Origin of the sequence: Corallococcus caeni, assembly GCF_036245865.1 — a bacterium.
GTDB classification, from domain to species: Bacteria; Myxococcota; Myxococcia; order Myxococcales; family Myxococcaceae; genus Corallococcus; species Corallococcus caeni.
Window position 1 is genome coordinate 1 of record NZ_BTTW01000002.1, and the last position, 19,698, is coordinate 19,698.

A 19,698-nucleotide genomic window follows, 5' to 3' on the forward strand; every position below is an offset into this window, starting at 1 on the left:
AGGCCAGGACGCCACCATGTGCGTCCGCCCGGAAGACATCAGCTATTCTCAATTGCTTCTTCATCTTCTGAAGAGGCTTCATTCAAGCAGAAGCTTGCAACTTACCCTTCGTATGCACCGTCATTCGTTTTTCCGGTGGCAATGTCGGAGGGGTCACACCCGTTCCCATCCCGAACACGGAAGTTAAGCCCTCCAGAGCCGATGGTACTCCGCGGGAAACCGCGTGGGAGAGTAGGTCGCTGCCGGATTCTTTTTGAAAGCCCCTGGTGCCGCAAGGCGCCAGGGGCTTTGTCTTTGCGGGCTTCGCTTCTCCCCGCCGCCCCTCTGGCTCGAGCGCTGATCCGCGCTCGCTGGAGACTGTCTTTGCGAATCAGCCCAGCAGGCGGACCGCGAGAAACACGGGGAGGGCGACATAATAGAGCGCCCGGCAACTCCATTCAGCGCCGATGCGGACGTTGCGTGCCCATCTCGGGCCCAGCCATGCGGCGCTGAAACACACTGCTTCGGCGAGGGCCCTCCAGAAGCAGCCAAACAGCAACAGCGCGAGGAACACTGGCAGCCAGGTGCGCATGAAGGACGTGAGGTACGCCGTCCATCCGTACATCTGGAGCTCTCCGAACGGACCTCCGAAGGAGATGTACTGGTGTGCCCGGAAGAAGATGCCCGCGAGCACTCCGGGCACCAGGCCGTACTTCAATGCCTGGTCGTACCAACGCCTGCGCCACTTCTCGCTTCGGGCCTGCGCATACCTCACCCGCGGGTCGTTCCGCGCCTCTCCCCGACTTCCCATCGCCGCGAGCAGCGGCATGGGCGCCTGGATCTCCAGGCCATGGTCGAATGTCCGTCCTGTGCGCAGCCGCAAGGTGAGCCCCGGGCCTGGAACGGGCAGACGCCACGGGTGGATGGACTCCAGTGCTTCGAATGGAATCTCGAAGTGGGCTCCCCCTCGCTGGGTGAGCACCAGCCCCTCTGGACGCACCGTGACCGTGGCCCTCGTGCCCAGGCGCAGCAGGTGGAGCGCGATGAACGGCAACACTCCTCCGACCGCCAGGCCCGTCGCCAGTGGCTCGGGGAGCAGCGTCTGGGTGCCCGCGAGCACGTCCTTGAAGAGCAGCGCGGTAAAGAAGCAGAGCGTGCCCAGCATCACTGCGTGCAGGAGCGCTCCCACTGCGCGCAGCCGAGGCGTGAAGGCGTGGACGGGGAAGGGGCCGGACGCGTCGACGGTCATGGTAGGGGCATGGCCGCGCGCGCATTGCCTCTCCGCGAGCGGCTTCCGTAGCATACGCACCCTGGAGGCCCCCCGAGAACATGCGTTCCCCGCAGCCTGGCCCTGAGCGTCGCACCGATTCCGATGGCGTGACGCGGGTGACGCCCTCGCGCGAATCCCCTGGCGGCGTGGGTCCCTGGCTCATCGGTGGGGCCCTGGCCATCACCGGTCTGTGCGTGGGGCTCTGCCTCTGGTGGCTCTCCCGCCCCGTTCCCGTGGACGACCTGCCTCCCATCGTGGTGGCCGCGCGCCCCGCGCCGGTGGCTCCCTCCCTGGCTCCGGCGCGCCCATCCGTGCGCCCTGCAGCAGTCCCCGTCGCCGCGACCACGCCCGTGGAGGAGCCCGCTCCCATGCCCGTTGATGAGCCGCCCCCCCCGGAAGGAAAGAGCGGGACGGCGCTGTACCAGCGCGGCACCAAGCCGTTGAAGCGTGGGCTTGTCGTGCCCGACGACTTCGAGCTGCCCCCTGGCTTCATGCGCCACTACCAGACGACGGATAACGGCCAGCCGCTCGCCGCCATCCTGATGTTCCATCCGGACTTCACGCCCAAGGACGCCAACGGGCAGCCCATCCCCATCCCCGAGAACCGCGTGGTGCCCGAGGAGCTGGCGCCCCCTGGCATGCCCCACCGGCTGCTGGAGATTCCTGTCGAGGATGGGGACTCGCAGTGACGTCTGTGAAGGGGTGGGCCGGGGCGCTCCTGGGCGTCGCGGCGACCACCGTGCTGTTCTCGCTGTTCGGACAGCTGAACCCGGGCTGGGTGTGGCTGGGCGCGGTGGCCATGGCGCCGTGGCTCGCGGCGGTGGATCGGGTTCCCTCCGCTCGTGGTGCCGTGGCCCTGGGCATCCTGCTGTCGGTGGCGTTCACCGCGGCGGTGTTCGGCTGGTTCCCGGGCGCCATCGCGGCGTACTCGCGTGCTCCGGTGTGGCTGTGCTGGGGCGTGTTCCTGCTCATCGCTCCCGTGCTGGAGCTCCAGTTCCTTACCGCCGCCTGGGTGCGGTGGTACGCGCGCCGGCAGGTGGGAGAGGCGCCTCACCTTGCTTGGGTTCCTCCCGTGCTCACCGCCCTCGCGTATGTGGGCACCGAGTGGTTCACACCCAAGCTGTTCGCCGAGACGCTGGGCCACGGCCTCTATGCCTCGGAGACGCTGCGCCAGGGCGCAGACGTGGCCGGCGCTCCGGGCCTTACGCTGGTCCTGCTGCTCATCAACGAGTGTGTCGTCTCGGTGGCGCAGGGGCTGGCTTCCCGGCGGGCCTTGCGGCTGGGGCCGGTGGTCCTCGCGGTCGTGCTCGCTGTGTCTGGCTGGGGCTACGGGCGGGTGAGGCTGGGGCAGGTGCGTGCGGCGGTGCACTCGGCTCAGTCGCTGGTGGTGGGTGCGGTTCAGGCGAACATCACCAACATCGAGAAGATGGCCGCGGAGCAGGGGACCTACGAGGTCGTTCGCAACATCCTGGATACGCACTACGCGATGTCGGATGCGTTGCTGCGCTCGGCGCCGCTGGACCTGCTGGTGTGGCCGGAGACGGTGTATCCGACGACGTTCGGTACTCCGAAGAGCGAGGACGGCGGCGCCCTGGATGATGAGATCCGTGCGTGGGTCGCGGAGCGGGGTGTGCCGCTGGTGTTCGGCACGTACGACCTGGACGGCGAACGCGAGTTCAACGCCGCCATGTTCCTGGGGCCCTCCGCTACGGGCGAACTGGCGCAGGCCGCCTACCGCAAGACGATGCTGTTCCCTCTCACGGAGTGGGTTCCGGACGCGGTGGATACGCCCGCGCTCCGCGCCTGGCTTCCCTGGACCGGCCGATGGAAGCGCGGTCCTGGCCCTCGGTTGGTGGACTTCCGGCTGAACGGCGGCCGCGTGCTCAAGGTCGCTCCGCTCATCTGCTACGAGGCGCTCTTTCCCAACTACGTCGCGGCGGAGGTGCGCCAGGGGGCGGACCTGCTCCTCACGCTGTCGAATGACTCGTGGTTCTCCGGTACCCCCGCGCCCCGGTTGCACCTGATGCATGCGGCCTTTCGCAGCATCGAGACGCGTACGGCGCAGGTTCGGGTGACGAACTCCGGCATCTCCGCGTTCATTGACCCGGCGGGGACGTGGACCTCCGAACTGGAGGACAACCAGCGCGCCAGCACCGTGATGCGCGTGCCTACGGCGGATCGGCTGAGCTCGCTCGCGGGGGCGTGGGGGGACTGGCTGGGACCCGTTGCGCTCGTGCTCTCCGTGGTGCTGGGCGCGTGGATCCGTCGGCGCGGCGTGGAACGGCCTGGTCCCGTCCCGGTGTGAGCACTTCGGTCCCGCCCGGATTTTACCTTGGCGTTTCGACCCTGGCCTCTACCTCTGACGAGGGATGGTGGGGTGTGCGAGGCGTCGCGATTCTTGGCGCAACCTCTTCACAGGAGCTGCCATGAGCGACGATCTCAAGAACCGGGGACCGAAGGACCGCGCGCGGATCAACGTCAACGAGCCTTGGGAGGTGAGTTGGTGGTGCGCCCACTTCGGGTGCACGGCGGCGCAGTTGCGCGCTGCCGTACAGGCCGTGGGGGTGATGACTGCCGACGTGAAGCGCCACCTGGGTAAGTAGAAACGCCCCCACTCCGTGGCACTGGGGCCGGAGCCCTTGTTCAGGCGGCTTCGGCTTTCTGGGCGGGGAGCTGGGCGTCTGTCTTGGGCTTCTGGGCGATGACCTGGATCTCCCTTCGCAGGTGCGTCAGCCGGCACACCTGCACCCAGGCCCATAGGAAGGCGAAGCGCACGTATTCGTAGGGGGCCCTCGCGCCCTTCGCCAGCCTCCGGCGGAGGATGTCCTTGCCTGCCTTCACTGGCTGCATCCCGGCCCGGGCGCAGGCGTCCGCGAGGTTGTGCTCGTAGAAGTACACGTGGTGCTGCCAGCCTCGCCGGTCCGGCCGGAACGAGCGGCCCTTCCGGGGCATCACGATGATCTTGTAGTACGCCGCGTCCGGGACGATGACGAACGCCACCCCTCCCGGCCTCAACACGCGCTGGATTTCACGCAGCCCGTCCATGGGCTGGTCCACGTGCTCCAGCGTGTGCTTGAGCGTGATGATGTCGAACGACGCATCCGGGAACGGCAGCTGCGTCAGCGAGCCGTACTCGGCCGTGTAGCCTCGCTCACGGCAGAGGTTCACCGAGAACTGTGAGTAGTCCAGCCCCGTGGCCTTCAGCCCCGCTCGCTGCGCGGCCTCCAGCACGTAGCCCGCTGAACAGCCGACATCCAGCAGGTCCTTCGCGTGCGGCGCGTACTCCAGGCACACCAACACCTGCCGCAGGCACTTGCGCACCCGGTGGTCCCAGCGGCTCAGGTACTTCGCGCGGTTGTGCTTGAAGTACTTCTCCTCGTAGCCGTCGCCCAGGCCCGGCTGTTGCTCGCGCTTGTAGATGAGCCCGCAGCCTGTGCAACGGCCGTAGCTCAGCTCGCGGAACGCAACGACCGGACGGGATCCGGTCTCCTTGCAGACCGGACAGGCAGAGTAGAAGGGAGCAAGCATCGCGGACCGCACCATCGGGTGCCTCGTTCCAGAGTGTCAATCGCACTCGGGACGCAGGGGGCGCGGCTCAGGGCCGCCGTGCCCGCTTCGTCAGGCCGAGCGCTCCCAGGGCGAGCAGGGCTGCGATGGCGACTCCCAGGGCCATGGGCCTCGCCGTGCCGTCGTGGCTCGCGCTCACCGCCGCGGAGGCTCCGGCCGCCAGCAGGAACTGGAGCGCTCCCAGCACCGCTGATGCGATGCCTGCCTGCTTCGCGTGCTGCTCCATCGCCAGCGCCGTCGCGTTGGGCGTGATGGCTCCCAGGCTGGAGACGAACACGAACAGCGACAGCGCGATGCCCCACAGTCCACCGAAGCCCGTCGCGGCCACCGCCACCAGCGCCAGCCCCGCGAGCGCGGCGATGCGCACCGCCTGCTTCAACACCCTTTCCGGTGAGGCGCGCGCCAGGAGCCAGTGATTGAGCTGCGACACCGCCACCAGCCCCGCCGCGTTCGCTCCGAAGAACCAGCCGAAGTGCTCCGGCTTCACGCCGTGCAACGTGATGAACACGAAGGGCGAGCCGCTGATGTACGCGAACATCCCCGCCTGCGAGAGCCCCGCCGCCAGCGCGGGCCCCAGGAAGTCTGGTGCCTTCGTGATGCCCCACATGGCCTGGAAGGGTCGGGACCGGGGCGCTCCGCTCCTCGGCGGCGCGGTCTCCGGCAGGATGGCGAAGGCCGCTCCCAGCGCGATGAGGCCGATGACCGCGTGGCTTCCGAAGATGGCTCGCCAGCCCGCGGCTCTCAGCACCCAGCCGCCCAGCAGCGGTGCGAGGACGGGCGCCAGACCCATCACCAGCACCAGGCGCGACATCATGCGCGCCGCCGCTGCTCCCGAGTGCAGGTCCCTCACGACGGCTCGCGAGGTCACCATTCCCACCGAACCGCCCAGCGCCTGCACGAACCGGCAGGCCGCGAGCACCTCCGCCGAGGGCGCGGTCGCGCAGCCGATGGAGCCCAGCACGTACAGCAGCAAACCCGCGTAGAGCGGCTTCGTCCGGCCGAACCGGTCGCTCACCGGACCGGAGAGGAGCTGCCCTACCGCGAGCCCCGCGAAGAACGTCGCGAGGGTGCGCTCCACTTCGCCGGCGGTCGCGTGCAGCGACTCGCTGATGGAGGGGAACGCCGGCAGGTACATGTCGATGGACAGCGGCCCGAAGCCGATGAGCGCTCCCAGGAGGAGGATCAGCCCGGGGCCCTCCGTGGAGCGGGACAGCTTGGGCGTGGCGGTCGTCATCCTGGCTTCCTCTTCAGCGGCTTCTTCCGGGCGCGCGCCGGCGCTTCCCGTGGGGGCAGCAGCACCCGGATGAGCTGGCGCAGCACGGCTTCGTCGTCGCCGGGGGCATAGGTGGTTCCTCCTACGTGGGCGTTGAAGCAGCGGGCCTCCAGCGCTCCACAGAGTGCTTCCGCCACGGCCCCGGGCCTGGCCAGGTCCACCCGTCCGGCTCGCTTCGCCCGGGTGAGCCACTTCGTCAGGCCCTCTCGCAGCGCGACGGGCGGCGGCGTCTCCAACTGCATGGCCCTGGCTCCGCCGAGCCCCGAGTAGTGCAGCACGAACAACCAGGGCACCAACTGGCGCAGGAAGTCCCGGTGGTGCAGGAGCGCTTCCAGGAGCTGGTCCTCGATGGACACGCGTTCCTTGGGGCCTGGCTCCAGGAGGGCCAGGGCGGTGGGGGGCACGGGGCGGAGGGCTCGGGACATCAGCGCCTCCTTGGTGCCCACCCGGTGCAGCAGCGCCGCCTGCGAGATGCCCAGCCGCTTCGCGATGTCCTGCAGCGGAGCGGACGGGCCCTGGGCCAGGAACACGGCTCGGGCGGCTTCGTCGATCTCCGGGTCGAGGACTCGAGGGGGACGGGACATGGGCGCGGGATTAGTTACTGACTGGTAGGTAACCAATCCGCGCCAGCCGTGCAAGGGGCCCGTCCTTCCGGGCCCCTTTGCGTCTCCAGCTTCCGAGGGACTCTAGAGGCGGCCGGCCTTGAGCTCGCCCACCAGGTGCGCGCAGGCGCGGACGGTGACGGCCATCATCGTCAGGGTCGGGTTCTGCGGGCCCTGCGAGGGGAAGCAGGAGCCGTCCATGACGTAGAGGTTGGGCACGTCCCAGCTCTGGTTGAAGGGGTTGAGCACGGACGTCTTCGGGTCCTTGCCCATGCGCGCGGTGCCCACCTCGTGGATGGCCATGCCGGGCTTGGAGAGCGTCTTGTTGATCTTCTCCACCGTGCAGCCGGCCTCCTCCAGCATCTCCTGGCAGGACGTGGCCGCGTCCTCCGTCATCTTCAGCTCGTTGTCGGAGTGCCGGCACTCGATGTGCGCCGCGGGGATGCCCCAGCGGTCCTTCACCGTGTCGCTCAGGGTGACGCGGTTTTCCGGGCGCGGGAGCATCTCTCCGAAGGGCACCAGGTGCATCTGGTCGTCGAAGGTGAAGACCTGCACGCCGTAGCCTCGCGCGAAGTCCGGGTGGCGCTCGGTGACGTTGCGGAACTGGGGGATGTACGCCCAGCCGTGCTCCTTCTGCTGCAGGTGCGAGGGCAGGCCCATGCGCGCCTCGATGCCCTGCAGGTACATGTGGTCCATCAGGTGCCGGCCCACGAGGCCCGAGCTGTTCGCCAGGCCGTCCGGGAACGCCCGGTTGCGCGAGTGCAACAGCAACCGCGTGGATTCAATGGTGCCCGCGGACACCACCACCACCTTCGCGCGTACCTCCTCGGACGTGCCGGAGTTCGCGTCGATGAAGGACACCCCCGTCACCTTGCCCGTGGTCGGGTCGTGCAGGATGTGGCTGGCGATGGCGTGCGAGCGCAGCGTGAGCCGCCCTGTCTTCAGCGCCGCGGGCAGCGTCACCGGCGCGTTCGAGGTGCGCCGGGCGACGACGTGGCGCTGGGGCCAGCGGGCCTTCACCTTCTCGCGCAGGCGGACCTCACCGGGAGACAGCGGCGCGGGGGCGGCGAAGACGGAGTCCGGCAGCGTGTCCACGCCGTCCGAGTTGCCGCGCAGGCCCATCCACCGCTCCACGACTTCGTAGGACGGCGCCAGGTCCGCGAGCGTCAGCGGCCAGTCCGGGCTCAAGCCGTCCAGGCTGCCCGCTCGGAAGTTGAAGTCGGACAGGCGGTAGAACTGGCGGCCGTGGCTCCTCACGCCGGTGCGCCCGCCCACCTGCCTCGCGCGGATCCAGGCGAACGGCGCGTCGTCCGGCGTCGTGTAGGGGTTGTCCACGTCATCCACGAAGGCGTGGGGATGGAAGGGCCAGGCGAAGCTCGTGGACTGCACGGACTGGCGCGAGGTCCGGCCGGAGTCCGACTCGATGCGGTAGCCCAGCTTCTGCTTCACGCGGTGCATCAAGTGGAGGGCCCGGTCCGCCTTCTCACTCCGGCCCGCCTCCAGCACCAGCACCTGGAGCCCGGCCTCCGTCAGCTGCTTGGCCGCCCAGCCGCCACAGGCGCCCGAACCCACCACCACCGCGTCATAGACCGTCTTCGACGTCTTCATGCCTGCTCACCCGGACGGTCTTTCTGCCGCCGCTGCTAAAGTTCGCCTAAACTGTAAACCAGGGGCCTGTTGGTGCCTATAGGGTCTAAGGGCCTGGAGGGTGCCAACACAAGCCCGGGGCGGGGGCTTCCGCCTCTGGTACTGGTCGCTTGCTGTCGGAGAGGGACGGACATGGCTGGGCTCTTGAAGCGAATCCGGTGGGGGCGGGTGCTGGGCGTGCTGGTGCTGCCCGTCCTGGTGGCGGCGCTGGCGCTGGCCGGCCGCGCGGCGTGGCGTTCCGAGCAGTACTTCCACTACCCGAAGCCGGCGGCGGTGCTGCCCGCGGACTTCGGCTCCGCGCGCGAGGTGACGCTGCGCACGGACGACGGGGTGGAGCTGCGCGGCTGGTACGTGCCTTCGCGGAACAAGGCGGCGTGGGTGCTGGCGCACGGCCTGTCACAGACGCGCATGGACCTGTTGCCGGAGGCCCGCGTGCTGCTCGACGCGGGCTACGGGGTGCTGCTGTTCGACCTGCGCGCGCATGGACAGAGCGGCGGCGAGACATCTACCTGGGGCGACAAGGAGCGCCAGGATGTGCGCGCGGCGCTGGCGTATGTGCGGGCGCAGCCGGACGTGGACCCCGCGCGCGTCGGGGCCCTGGGGTTCTCCATCGGCTCCGCGGCGGTGGCGGAGGTGGCGGCGAAGGATCCGCAGGTCGCGGCGGTGGTGCTGCTGTCGCCGTTCAACACGCTCTGGCTGGCGGCGGCCTATGACTTCCGGCGCTTCGGCGTCGTGACGCAGACGGGGGCGCTGATTCCGTTCTGGCGGCGGGGGATTGCGTTGGATGAGGTGCGGACCCTCGATGCGGTGGACCGCATCAAGCCCCGGCCCCTGTTCATCGTCGCGGGGACGGAGGAGTCCGGGCAGCCGCTGCTGGATGAGCTGTTCGCGCACGTCGCGCCGTATGCGCAGACGTGGCGCATCCCTGGCGCGTCTCATGGCAACTTCGTCGCGACCGCTCCGGAGGAGTATCCGCGCAGGCTGCGCGCGTTCGCGGATGCCGCGCTGAAGCCGGCTCCTGTCGTGGAGACGGCTCCAGCCGTGGCGCCGACGCCCTCGGTGGAGAAGAAGAAGGCTCCGGCGAAGAAGCCTTCACGGCGGACGAAGGCGGGGGCCCGCTGAACGGCGGCTACGCCTGCGCGGGCGGGGTGGCTTCGAGCTTCGCGAGCTGATCCAGGTACATGCGGCCCTTCACCGGATCCGTCATGTAGAGGAACGCCGCCATGCCCTTGAGCTGCTCCAGCGACTCGCCTTCGCGGCCGGGCTTGCCCTTCTGGCGGTTGTGGATGGCCGCTCGCAGGCGGCGCACCACGTCGCGGGGGACTCGCGCGGCGGGCGTGCCTTCCTTCGCCTCGTTCACCACGAGCCCCGTGACGCGCTGACGGCTGCCCTTGCGGGCGACTCGCGTCTTGTCCGGGTGCACCGTGAAGCCTTCCGTCTCCACCACGTCCTTCACTCGCGCCAGCAGCACCGCCACCGGGGCTCCCTGCGCGCGGCGGGCCTTGGGGGCCTTCGCCTTCGTCCAGGAGAAGGTCAGGTCGTCCGCGTAGCGCGTGTACGTGAAGCCCAGCTTGCGCGACAGCGCCGACAGCCGCTTGTCCAGGCGCAGGCACAGCGCGTTGGTGATGCCCGGTGAGGTAGGCGCTCCCTGCGGGAGGGCTCGCGGCCCCTTCGCCACGTGCAGCGTCTTGCCCCGGAAGGACATGCGCTCGCGCGGGGCTTCCGTGGACATCAGCGCCAGCAGTGTGGAGGTGTTCTCCGGCAGGCCTCCCTTGCGCAGCAGGCCCTTCACGCGGCGCCACGTCACCGTGGGGAAGAAGTCCTTCAGGTCCACCTTCACCACCACGTCCGCGCCCCGGTGCGCCAGCGCGTTGGTGAGGATGGAGCGCCCCGCCACGAAGCCGTGCGCCGCGCCGTGCACCGGCAGCCGCTCCACGACGTTCGACAGCACCCAGCGCTGCGCTTCCTTCAGCTCCGGCTTCGGCGACGTGATGGTGCGCTCGCCGCCCGTGCGCTTGGGGATGCTCCACGTCACGTAGTTGGAGCCCGTGTCCACGTCGCGGTGGAACGCGAAGCCGCGCAGCTTGGACACGCTCAGCCCCAGCGCCTTCGCCAGGTCCTCCGCCGAGTCCAGCGTGGGCAGGCCGTTCTGGCGCGCTCGCTCCTCGCGGTGCTCCAGGTCGAACTTGTCCGGCCCGCCGGCTTCGTTCCAGTGGATGCCCACGCCCAGGTGGTTCACGTGCGTGGCCTTCCACGCCTCGTGGGCCTGGCGCTCCAGCGCGCGGCGCTCCACCGCTTCGGCCTTCTTCTTCTCCTTCCAGGCCGTCTTCTCCTTCTCCTTCAGCGAGGAGAAGTCGACTTCATCCGCGAGCGCGCCCTTCGCCACGAGCTGCGCTTGCACCCATTCGTCGGTGCCGCCGGCGTCGGTGATGGCCTTCCAGCGCGTGAGGAGGGCGTCGTGCGCGGCCTTCGCGGCCTCGCGCTTCGCGGCGGTGTTGGGAGCGGCGGCGGGCGTGGTTTCAGCAACGGCCTGCGGCGGGGCGGCGGGGACGAACGACTCCAGCTTGGCGGTCATCGAGGTACCTTCGACGGGCGCGGCGGCTCAGGACGGGGTGCGGGACGAAGCGAGTAGTCGAGGGAGGCCAGGAAGGCACCACCAGCTCACCTGGGGCACGGTAGCCTCACCGGCTCTCCCCTCCGGTGCACTGGTACCCGGGTGGGAAAACGGCGGCTGCGTCGTTGGTTCCGCTTCCCGCCCGGGTACCAGTGCACCGGAGGGAGAGAGCCAAGAACAGGCTACCTTGCGGAGAGTGTCCAGCATTTCAACCAGAGCGGCGCAACGCCGCTCCCGCGCTCGAGGCGCTGAGGCTGATGCAGTCCAGACCTCTCTCGACTACTCGCTATTCAGTTGTCGTCCGGCACCTGAGTCCTTCCGGCCGCCCCGTCGGCGGCCGGGCCGTTGGTTGAGGGTTTACACCAGAGTCGAGGCCGCGTCGATGTAGCCGTCCGCGGTCAATTTCTCCAAACGGCTGAAGTACGCCGTCCGGGCTTCCGTGTCCGAGTCGAACCACAGGCGCTGGTGGCGCGAGTCGCCCAGGCGCGGGCCCCACGTGAGGGCCACCACCTTGCCGTCCAGTGACACGCGATACACCTGCTCCAGGCCCGTGGCCGGGTCCCGGCGCACGTACGCGCGCGTCTCCGCGCGGATGAGCTTGCGGCCCTCCGGCGTCTGCCGCAGCGCCTCTTCCTCGGCGCGGCGGCGCGCGTAGGCCAGGCGCAGCGCGAGCATGTGCTCGCACGGGCCTTCGCGCAGCCCGGAGCGGCGGAAGTGCGGACAGCCGCAGCCCGCGTCCTTCACGCGGCCTTCCAGGTCCATGGTGAAGCTGGGGAAGAAGCTGCGCACCGCCTCGCGGTCCACCACTTCGCCCTGGATGCGCGTGCCTTCACCGACGAGGTCGTGCACCTGCGTGAGCTTCACCTCGCCGGAGCCCGGGCCGCCGTCGCCGAGCAGGCGGTGGGCGCGGGCTTCCCGCTCGTTGCCGTAGCGCAGCGCGGCCTCGTCCACCGGGGTGGGCATCAGCTCGCGCGGGCGGTAGGTGCCGCGGGCCACGTCGAAGAGGACGCGGCCCCGGAGGCATTCGAGCTGGAGCGCGGCGCGCACCTGGTCCTTCGGGGCGCCCGCGTCCTTCGTCAGCACGTCGAAGGGGAGGGGGCCGTCCTGGCGCAGGCGCTGGCGCAGCTTCTCCGCCAGGCCGTCCGGCACGTCGCGCGGCATCAGCGCGTCGAAGGCGGCGGCGCTGGACCAGCCGCTCTCCGTCCAGCCGGTGAGCCCCAGCGTCAGCGTGGCCACGCCCAGGTCGATGACCCAGAACACCGGCAGGCCCGGACCCATGAGCTGCACGTGCACGCTCTTCGCGTGGGGCAGCAGGCGCGCGAGCGCGGCGAGGCGCTGACGGCCGAAGGTGCGCACCACCGCGGGCGCGCTGCCGGTGTACGCGCCGCCGTGGCACTCCAGCACCTGCTCCCAGGGCTCCAGCACCAGCCGGGGCGGCGCGCCGGGGACCAGCTCGAAGCGCAGCGCGCGGGGGGCCTTCTTCGAGCGGCGGGTGCGCAGCGCGAAGAGCAGGTTGTACAGGTCGATGGGCGCGATGGAGCAGGTGGTGGCCGGCAGCGTCGCGGCGGACTGCACCTGGAGGAAGCCTCGCAGCCAGGCGTGGGGGACCTCCACCGTGCGCGGGGCCCGGGGCTCCGTGGCCGGGGTGGCCTTCGCGGTGGGGGCGACGTGGGCCTCCAGCGTCACCGGGGCGTAGGCGCGCAGGCGGTCCAGCCGGGCGGGCAGGTCCTGCGGCACGTCCAGGAAGGTGGAGCCGTGCGCCGCTTCGCGCTTGTCGAAGAGGCTGTTGTCGAAGGCGAGGCGCGCGTAGGCGCTCTCGTCACGGGAGAAGACCTCCAGCGACACCTGGTCCGGATCCACCGTGAGGACGGGGTCCAGGACGGCGTCCTTCTTCTCCTCGCCCTCCAGCGCGTTGTCGAGGAAGGCCTTCTGCGCTTCCCAGATTTGAGCGCTGGCGCGCTTGCCCTGCTTCATCAGGTACGCGAGGTACGCGGTGCGGTCGCGGCCCCGGTAGCGCAGGTCGCTGGAGAGCACCGCGAAGGCGGCGGCCAGCGCGTCGCGGAAGAGGGTGGGGTCCTTCACCTGGCCACTGACGCCCACGGTGCCGCGCGAGCCCTCCAGGGCCAGCTGCACGCGCGAGGCGTCCGGCGTGACGACCACGTCGCTTTCCGCGGCGTAGTTCAGCGCGACGGGATGACGTGCGGTTGCGGTGCTCACGACGGTTGACCTTCCTTCCGGGCGCGCTCAGCGGCCCGGCGTGCACGTTTGTGGGCGCGGTAGGCCGCCTTGCGCAGCTCCACCGACTGCGACTTGTCGAAGGCCGCCGTCTTCAGCAGCTCCGCGGCGGCGTCTCCACCCAGCCGTCCCAGCGCGGCCCAGGCATCCTGCTTCACCTCGGGCTTCGCGTCGGCGGCCACGGACTTGAGCGGCTCCAGGTCCTTCTTCGCCAGGAGCGCGGGGACCGCGAGCCGGCGGGCCTCGCTGGCCGTGAGCGCGGACGAGGCCACCTTCGCGCCCGTGGGGCCCAGGGCCACCGGGTCGAAGGGCTTCACCTCCAGCGCCCAGGCCGAGGCCTCGGCGGGCACCAGCTCGGCCAGCACCGACGCGGCGGCGGAGCGTACGTTCGCGTCCGGGTCCCCCAGCGCGGTGCGCAGGGCCTGCGCCTCGTTCTTCGCCTTCATCCGTCCCAGCACCCGCGCGGCTTCCTGGCGCACGGCGGCGGGGGCCTGGGCTTCACCCTGGCGGAGGATTCCGGCGGAGGTCGCGACCAGCTCCTTCGCGCCCAGCCGTGAGCCCGCCCAGAGCAGGCGCTCCCAGGCGGCGGCCAGCGGGTCCTTCTTCGCGGGCTGCGCGGTGGCCCAGGCGGTGGCGGTGCGCCGTTCGGCGGCCACGAGCGCGCGGGTCAGCCCGGCCGTGTCCACGGCGCCGGCTTCGGGCGCGTCACCCGTCCAGGTGCCCACGAGCCGCGCGGCCTCCTCGCGGGCCTCCGGCTTGTCGTGGCCGAACAGGGCGATGACCTCCGGCACGGGCATCGCGCCACGGCGGGCGAGGCCTCGACGCAGGCGGAGACGCAGCTCCGCGTTGTCCAGCGTGGCCAGCCGGGGCACGAGCAGGGCCGGGTCGCCTTCGCTGGCGAGGTAGGTGGCGGCGGGCTCGGAGATGTCCTCGTGCTCGCTCTGCACGGCGAGGAACTCCACCCGCGTGCGCTCCTTGGGGAAGAGGACGTCCAAGGCCTTGCGCGCGGCGGCGCGAAGGTCGTCGTCCTCCTCGTTCAGCGCGGCGGCCAGCGCGGCCTCGGCGGCCGGGTCTCCGAACCTGCCCAGCTCCTCCGCCACCGTGCGGCGCACGTCGTCGTCGGTGTCGCCGTCGGCGAGCAGCGCCTCCAGCTTCACCCGGGCGCGCTCTCCGCCCAGGGCACGCAGGCCGCGCACGCCGGCTTCCTGGCGCTGGAAGGCGTTGCCATCCGTGGCCGCGGCTTCCACCTTCTCCTCGATGCGGCGGCGGTCCTCGCCATCGGGCATCCGGTTCGCGAGCCGGCCCAGCGCCTCGATGGCGGCGAACACCATGTCCTCTTCCGCCGGGGCGTCCGGGGTGCCTCCGCCGGCCACCGTCTCCAGCTCGGAGAGGGCGCGCACGTCGCCCAGGGTGCCCAGCGCGAGCAGGGCCCGGCCGCGCTCGTGCGGCTCACCGGCGCGCGCGTACAGGAGCAGGGGGCGCAGGGCGCTGGCGCGACGCTGGTGGGCGACGCCTTCCGCCGCGGGCAGCATCAGCTCCCGGGCCCCGGCGCGGAGGATCTCCTCCAGGGGCTCCACCGCCGCGCCCTCTTCCACCACGCGCTTCGAGTAGTGCTCCACGGCCGCCGCGCGCACGGTGACGTCGCGGTCGCTGAAGAGCTGGACGAGCAGCGCGTCCTGGCCCTCGCTCTTGCCGTGCTCCAGTTCGCGGGCGGCGGCCTTGCGGACCTCCGGGTCCTGGCTCTTCACCGCCACGCGCAGGAAGCGCACCGCGAGCGCCGCGTCACGCTTCTTCAGCTCGCGCTCGTCCTCGTCCAGCTTCTCCTGCTCCGGCGGCCAGGTGAGCTGCATCGCGGCCGTCACGCAGGTGAGGCGCACGAACGGGGCCTCGTCCTCCACGCTCTGGCGCGCGAGCACGTCCAGCGCGTCCACGCGGTGCGTGCGGCCCAGCGCGGCCACCAGCTTCGTGCGCTCCGGAATCTCCGTGGCCACCGACAGGCGCGCGGCGAGCGCGGCCACGGCGGCGGAGGTCCCCAGGCGGGCCAGGGCCTCCTGCGCGCGGCGGGTCACGGCCGGCGTCTCCGAGCGCAGGAAGGTGCCCAGCACCTCCACCGCCCGGTCGTCGCCCCGGAACGCGAGGAGCTCCGCGGCGCGCAGCCGCAGGTCCTCGTGCTCGCTGCCCATCGCGCGGCCCAGGGCCTCCGTGACGCGCGAGTCGTTGGCGCCCGCGAGCCGTTCAATCACGCCCACGCGCAGGTCGGCGTGCTCGCTGCCCAGCGCGGCCAGCAGCGGCTCCAGGCTGCCCGGCGGGCTGAGCTTCTCCAGCAGCTCGAAGGCGGACTTGCGCACCTCCGGCAGCGGCGAGTTGAGCGCCGCGGTCACGCGCGGACGGGCCTTGTCACCGCGCTCCGCCAGCTCCTCCAGCGCCGCGCGCGCCACGTCCGGCGCCAGCGACGCGAGGGCCAGCGCCAGCGGCTCGTCGCTGCCGGCGGGGTACAGCTCCTTGAGGCCCGCGAGCGCGGCGCGGCGCACGAGCTGGTGCGGGTCCTCCAGCGCGCGCAGCAGGGCGGCCACGGCGGCGGACGTGCCCGCGTAGCCTTCCTGCGTGAGCTTCACCACGCGGTCCACGGCGTCGCGGCGGACGCGGTGGCCTTCCTCGTCGCCCGCGGTCACCTGGCGCAGCAGGCCCACGTAGGCGCCGAAGGCGAGGCGGCGCAGGTGCTGACGCTCCGCCTGCGTCGCCGACTGCGGCGTCGCCGACGCGCCTTCCGCCGGCTTCACCGCGGAGAAGAGGCGGCGCAGCCAGCTCTTGCCCGTGGCGGAGGCCGTGCCCTGCTTCTCCGGCGTGGAGGGCTGCACCACGTGCGCGGCGCCCTGGGCGGTCTCCGGCTTCCAGGGAGCCTGGAGCGAGCTGGGCCGCGCGACCTTCTGCGCCTCGCGGAAGTAGTCCAGCGGCTTGTTGCGCAGCAGCAGCACCTGGGCCGCCGCGTAGCGCTGCTCCGGCTGACCGCTGGAGAGGGCTTCGGCGAGCCCAATCACGCGCTTGGCCCGCTCTTCCTCCGCGGGCCAGTCCTTCATGTCGCCGGCCTTCTCCGGACGCGGCGGCAGCAGCACTTCGACCAGGTGGGCGCGGTAGGCCTCCGGCTCCGTGCGCAGCTCCAGCGCGCGGGCCGCGGCGTAGCGCACCTCCGGACGGCCGCTGGACAGCGCGCTCGTCAGCAGGTCCGGCGGTCCGCCCTCGCGGCTGGCGCGCAGGTCCCGCGCGAGCACGATGGCGAAGACCATCTCCTGCACTTCGCGCGCGGAGTCCTCCAGGCCGTGCAAGAGGCCACCGTCGCCCTCGGGGCCCAGGGCCGCGAAGGCGAGGATGGCGCCCAGCCGGATGGGCAGGTGCTCATGGCGCAGGTTCCCGGTGAGCACCGGCAGCGCGCGCACGTCACCCAGACGCGCGAGGCCGTCCGCGGCCCACGAACGCGCCGCCACCAGCGAGTGGCCCAGCGCATCCAGCAGCGCGCCCTCGTCACCCCGGCGGCTCGCGGTGGCGAGACCGCGCGCGCCCTGCTCCTGGAGGTCCGTCAGCTCGTTGGGCAGGAGCGTGGTGGCATAGAAGCCCAGCAGGCGCCGCGAGCCCAGCGTGGCCAGCGCTCGCGACGCGCGGATGCGCAGGGGGACGAGGAAGCCGGGCGGGTACATCCGCTCCAGGTCCTTGTCCGTGATGAGCCCGCGCATGGGCTCGATGATGTCCTCCGCGCCGCGCGGGGCGAGCAGCTCCGCGGCCCGCACGCGCACCGGCAGCGCCGTCGCCGCGATGCCCGCGAGCAGCGGCCCGTTCTCGTTCGGGATGAGCTTGTCGAGCGACTCCAGCGCCGCGAACGCCACGTCCAGGTGCTCGTCCTGCACGCGCTTGAGGAGCGCGGAGCGCATGGCTTCCGCCGGGGCGTGCACGGAGGCCTTGGCGGCCTTCTCGCGCAGGGCCGGGTGCGGGGTGTTGAGCGCGGCCAGGTGCGGCTCCGGCTTCTCCTTGCCGGCCAGCTTCACCCACGCCTCGTAGGCGGCGGTGGCCACGCCCGCGTCGCGGTCGTCCACGGACTTCTTCAGCCGCTCCAGCGCCCAGTCGTCGGTGCCCTTCTGCGCGAGCACCTCCACCGCGCGGGTGCGCAGGTCCGGGAAGCGGCCCGCCAGCGCGCGGTCCAGCGCCTTCACCGGCTCCTGGTCGTTCCACGCCCACAGCGTGCGGAACGCCTCGCCGCGCACCTTGGCGGATTCGTCCTCCAGCGCGTCGCCCAGCAGGCCTTCCGCGCCCTCCGCCTTCGCGCCCAGCTTCACCAGCCGGTCCAGGCCGCGCACGCGCACGTCCTCGTGGCCGGAGCGCAGCGCGGCCTCCGCGGCGGACAGCGGCGCGTCCGAGTCCAGCGCCACCACGGCCGTCAACGCCGCCGCGCGCACGTCCCCGTCCGCGTCGTCCAGCATCCACACCAGCCGCTCGCGGGCGCGCGGATCCTGCAACGCCTGGAGCGCGGTGGCCGTCTCGCGGCGGATGGCGGCGTCGTCCTCGCGCGACAGCTGGAGCAGCGCGCCCAGGGCGCGGCCGTCACCCAGCTGCGCCAGCACGCGCGCTCCTCGCACCGCCGTGTCCGGCATGCGGCACGCCATGGCGGCGAGCAACGGCTCCAGGTCCGCTTCCGTCAGCGCCGTGCCGGCGGCCGTCTTTCCGAAGAGCTGCTCGCGCGAGGCGGCCAGCTCCGCGTCGGTGGTGAACTTCGCCTCCGCGTCCCCGGCCGTGCGCCTGGCCTGGAGCGTCAGCATGCGGGCCACTTCCCGCACCGTGCGCGCGAACTCCTCGTCCTTCGCCTCCAGCGTGGCGGCCAGCGGGCGGCGCTCCAGCACGCGCACCGCGAAGGCCACGCGGCGCACGTCCCGGTCCGCGTCGTCCAGCGCGCGCGCCACCAGCGGCTGCAGGCGCGGGTCTCCCAGCAGGCCCGCCACCGACGCGCGCAGCAGCACCTCCACCTTGAGGGCCGCGGGGCCGCGCTCGAAGGCGAGCTTCAGCGGCTCCGTGCTGCCCTTGGGCGACACGGTGGTGAGCGCGTCCAGCGCGGCGGTGCCCACCTCCGCGTTCGTGTCCGGCAGCTTGCTGGCGATGAGCCCCGGCACCAGCGGCGACGCGCTGCCTGGCTTCGCCAGCAGGCGCAGGCCCTGCACGCGCGTGTCCACGAAGCGCGAGTCCAGCGCCGCGCGAGGGGCCGCGAGCGGAGACTCCGTCTCCAGCTTCGTCAGGGCCTCCAGCGCCGCGGCGCGCACCGTCTTGTCGTCGTCGTTGAGCCGCTCGCGCAGCTTCGCCCGCGCGGCGGTGCGGCCGTGGTTGCCCAGCTCCGTGGCCGCCAGCCGGCGCGCCACGAGGTCCTTGTCCGAGGACAGCACGCCCAGGACGAAGTCCAGCGCCTCCGGCTCCTGGAGCGCCACCGCCTCCTTCACCGCGGCCTCGCGGCGGGGGAGGGCGGCCTTCAGCGCCTCGTTGAGGACGTCGAAGCCGTGCCCGTACGCCGTCGTCTCGTCCGTGGGCTTGCCGTCCGTGCCCAGCGTGATGCGCGTGACCCGGCGGTCCTCGCCGCCCACGAAGAGGAAGCCCAGCAGCTGCTTCGCCTGACGGGGGTTCGCCGGGGGCGCGAAGGCCACCGCGCTCAGGGCCTTGCTGCCCAGCTCGAAGGTGCGCGGCTTGCGGCGCTCGTCCAGGCGCCAGACCTTCAGCCTGCCGTCGCTGCCCACGGACGCGATGCGCTCCGCGGGGTCCTGCCCGGGTTCCGCCTGGGGCGTGGGCGGGAACACCAGCCCCAGCACGGAGCCCGCGTGGCCGCTGTCCTTGTCGCCGCGAACCTCGAACTCCACCGCGCCGACGAGGTAGCCGATGCGCAGCTTCCCGTCGTCGCCCGCGGAGACGAGCCGGCCGTCGCGCGGCGTGAAGGCCAGCGCCCGCACCGCGCCCTCGTGGCCCGGCATGTCACGGCGCGCACCCGTCGCCACCGTGAACGCGCGCACCACGCTGTCATCGCCCGCGCAGGCCACGTACGTGTGCGTGGGGTCCACCGCCACCGCGCGCAGCGGCTGCGACGACGCGCTCCACTCCTTGAGCTTCTTCGTGCTGTCCCAGTCCCAGGCGCGCACGAAGCCGTCCACGCCGGCCGTGTAGAGCACCTTGCCGTCGGGGCTGGCCGCCACCGCCGTGCAGCCGCCGGGGTGCGCGTTGTGGAGCTGGAACTTCACCGTGCCGTCGGTGAGCGACCCGAAGCGCACGGTGCCGTCCGCGCCCGCCGCGGCGAACTGCTCGCCGGACAGCGCGAGGCCCAGCACGTGCGCGGGCAGCGGGCTGGTCCACAGGACCTTGTTGTTCGCTGCGTCGTACGCGGTGAGGCGGCTGTCGGCGGCCGCGCGCGTACCGCCCACGAGCAGCAGGCGCGCATTGGCGGCGAGCGCACGGACCTTCTCGATGTTGCCGATGGAGAGGTTGGCCATGG

Annotated in this window: 12 protein-coding genes and 1 rRNA gene; 5 read left to right on the forward strand and 8 right to left on the reverse strand. The window is 71.8% G+C overall.

Annotation, left to right across the window (positions count from 1 at the left end; translation table 11 throughout):
• The first annotated feature begins 131 nt into the window (after positions 1 to 131).
• Positions 132 to 248: ribosomal RNA gene (rrf, locus tag AABA78_RS08005) — 5S ribosomal RNA — on the forward strand.
• 122 nt (positions 249 to 370) lie between these two features.
• Here the strand turns inward: rrf and AABA78_RS08010 are convergent.
• Positions 371 to 1,228, reverse strand: coding sequence for a hypothetical protein (locus AABA78_RS08010; RefSeq protein WP_338262392.1), 858 nt, complete (start codon positions 1,226 to 1,228; stop codon positions 371 to 373).
• 80 nt (positions 1,229 to 1,308) lie between these two features.
• Here AABA78_RS08010 and AABA78_RS08015 point away from each other — a divergent pair, with 80 nt between their 5' ends.
• From AABA78_RS08015 to AABA78_RS08025, 3 genes are all read left to right on the forward strand, one after another.
• Positions 1,309 to 1,938, forward strand: coding sequence for a hypothetical protein (locus AABA78_RS08015; protein ID WP_338262393.1), 630 nt, complete (start codon positions 1,309 to 1,311; stop codon positions 1,936 to 1,938).
• The gene (lnt, locus tag AABA78_RS08020) at positions 1,935 to 3,554 is read left to right on the forward strand and encodes an apolipoprotein N-acyltransferase (RefSeq protein ID WP_338262394.1); all 1,620 of its coding nucleotides are present in this window, start codon (positions 1,935 to 1,937) and stop codon (positions 3,552 to 3,554) included. Before AABA78_RS08015 ends, lnt begins: the two co-directional genes overlap by 4 nt.
• Before the next feature lie 121 nt (positions 3,555 to 3,675).
• Entirely contained in the window at positions 3,676 to 3,852 is a 177-nt protein-coding gene (locus AABA78_RS08025) for a DUF3606 domain-containing protein (RefSeq protein WP_338262395.1), read from the forward strand.
• 40 nt (positions 3,853 to 3,892) lie between these two features.
• On the opposite strand, the gene AABA78_RS08030 is transcribed toward AABA78_RS08025, so the two are convergent.
• From AABA78_RS08030 to AABA78_RS08045, 4 genes are all read right to left on the reverse strand, one after another.
• Positions 3,893 to 4,777: a class I SAM-dependent methyltransferase gene (locus AABA78_RS08030; RefSeq protein ID WP_338262396.1), complete on the reverse strand. Its 885-nt coding sequence runs from the start codon at positions 4,775 to 4,777 to the stop codon at positions 3,893 to 3,895.
• A 67-nt stretch (positions 4,778 to 4,844) separates the two neighbouring features.
• Positions 4,845 to 6,050: a multidrug effflux MFS transporter gene (locus AABA78_RS08035; RefSeq protein WP_338262397.1), complete on the reverse strand. Its 1,206-nt coding sequence runs from the start codon at positions 6,048 to 6,050 to the stop codon at positions 4,845 to 4,847.
• Complete coding sequence (locus AABA78_RS08040) at positions 6,047 to 6,673, reverse strand: TetR/AcrR family transcriptional regulator (RefSeq protein WP_338262398.1); 627 nt, start codon at positions 6,671 to 6,673, stop codon at positions 6,047 to 6,049. The genes AABA78_RS08035 and AABA78_RS08040 overlap by 4 nt, the downstream gene beginning before the upstream one ends.
• A 102-nt stretch (positions 6,674 to 6,775) precedes the next feature.
• Positions 6,776 to 8,299 (reverse strand): GMC oxidoreductase, encoded by a 1,524-nt coding sequence (locus AABA78_RS08045; RefSeq protein WP_338262399.1) that lies wholly within the window; start codon positions 8,297 to 8,299, stop codon positions 6,776 to 6,778.
• Positions 8,300 to 8,470: 171 nt separating this feature from the next.
• Here AABA78_RS08045 and AABA78_RS08050 point away from each other — a divergent pair, with 171 nt between their 5' ends.
• Entirely contained in the window at positions 8,471 to 9,460 is a 990-nt protein-coding gene (locus AABA78_RS08050) for an alpha/beta hydrolase (RefSeq protein WP_338262400.1), read from the forward strand.
• A 7-nt stretch (positions 9,461 to 9,467) separates the two neighbouring features.
• On the opposite strand, the gene AABA78_RS08055 is transcribed toward AABA78_RS08050, so the two are convergent.
• The 3 genes from AABA78_RS08055 to AABA78_RS08065 all read right to left on the reverse strand — a co-directional run bounded on the left by AABA78_RS08055 (position 9,468) and on the right by AABA78_RS08065 (position 19,696).
• A complete protein-coding gene (locus tag AABA78_RS08055) occupies positions 9,468 to 10,913 on the reverse strand; it encodes a reverse transcriptase family protein (RefSeq protein WP_338262401.1) in 1,446 nt (481 codons plus the stop codon).
• 396 nt (positions 10,914 to 11,309) lie between these two features.
• Positions 11,310 to 13,169 (reverse strand): SWIM zinc finger family protein, encoded by a 1,860-nt coding sequence (locus AABA78_RS08060; RefSeq protein ID WP_338262402.1) that lies wholly within the window; start codon positions 13,167 to 13,169, stop codon positions 11,310 to 11,312.
• Positions 13,166 to 19,696, reverse strand: a complete 6,531-nt coding sequence (locus AABA78_RS08065; protein WP_338262403.1) for a HEAT repeat domain-containing protein — start codon at positions 19,694 to 19,696, stop codon at positions 13,166 to 13,168. The genes AABA78_RS08060 and AABA78_RS08065 overlap by 4 nt, the downstream gene beginning before the upstream one ends.
• Between the last annotated feature and the right edge of the window lie 2 nt (positions 19,697 to 19,698).